Origin of the sequence: Acidovorax facilis (assembly GCF_023913775.1) — a bacterium.
GTDB classification, from domain to species: domain Bacteria; phylum Pseudomonadota; class Gammaproteobacteria; order Burkholderiales; family Burkholderiaceae_C; genus Acidovorax; species Acidovorax facilis.
The window spans coordinates 1-1,127 of sequence record NZ_JAMXAX010000301.1; the positions used below are offsets into that span (position 1 = coordinate 1).

Below are 1,127 nucleotides of genomic sequence, written 5' to 3' on the forward strand. Positions count from 1 at the left end.
GACGTGATCGCGCGGCTGGTCAAGAAGGTGCTGTACGTGGGGGCGTTCGCCTACATCCTGGGCAACTTCAATCAGCTGGCCGGGATCGTGTTCCGGTCCTTCGCCGGGCTGGGGCTCACAGCCTCGGGTTCCGGAATGACGCACGCACAGCTGCTGCAGCCCGGGCGCCTGGCCAAGGTCGGCATCGATGCCGGGCGGCCCATCATGGCGCAGATCAGCGAGCTGGTGGGGTTCCCGGAGGTGTTCGCCAACCTCGACACCATCGCCGTGCTGTTCCTGGCATGGCTGGTGTTGATCGTAGCCTTCTTCGTGCTCGCAGTGCAGCTGTTCGTCACGCTGCTGGAGTTCAAGCTGACCACGCTCGCGGGCTTTGTGCTGGTGCCGTTCGCGCTGTGGAACAAGACCAGCTTCCTGGCGGAGAAGGTGCTGGGCAACGTGGTGTCCTCGGGCATCAAGGTGCTGGTTCTGGCCGTGATTGTGGGGATTGGTTCGGGGCTGTTCGCTGAATTCACGACGGCACCGGGAGCCGAGCCGTCCATCGACCATGCGCTGGTCATCATGCTGGCGGCGCTGGCGATGCTGGGCCTGGGGATCTTCGGGCCGGGGATCGCGACGGGGCTGGTGTCGGGCGGGCCGCAGCTGGGCGCCGGTGCGGTGGCGGGCACCGCGCTGGGAGCGGCAGGGCTGGCCGTCGCTGGTGGCGCGGCCGTGGCGGGCGCGGGTTCTGCGGTGGCGGCTGGTGCGCGCATGGCGCCAGGAGCCGCGAAGGCGGCTATTGGTGGCGGTGCCGCCGTGGCGCGGACCGCCCAGGCAGCGGCGGGCAGCATGAAGTCGGCCTACCAGGCAGGTGCTGCCGCTTCGGGGGCGGAGGGCGTCCGCGCGGCTGGTGCGGGCGTGGGCCATGCCGCGAAGACCGGGGCCAGCGCGGTGGGCCAGCGGGTGGCGGCTGGAGTCCAGGCAATGAAGGACCGCGCGACGGGGTTTGTCTCCGAAGCCGTTTCACCCTCTGGGGAGACCGCTTCTGTGGGTGGTGCTGAGGATGCGGCGCCCCCGGCGCCTGTGTCTGAGCCGGGCTGGGCCCGGCGCATGCGGCGGCGCCAGCAGGCCACGCAGGCGGCCACCACGGC

At 70.6% G+C, this 1,127-nt stretch carries 1 protein-coding gene; it reads left to right on the top strand.

Annotation, left to right across the window (positions count from 1 at the left end; translation table 11 throughout):
- Window positions 1-1,127: P-type conjugative transfer protein TrbL (gene trbL, locus NFX52_RS30300; RefSeq protein WP_252636008.1), on the top strand; the 1,127-nt coding region annotated here is incomplete at both ends.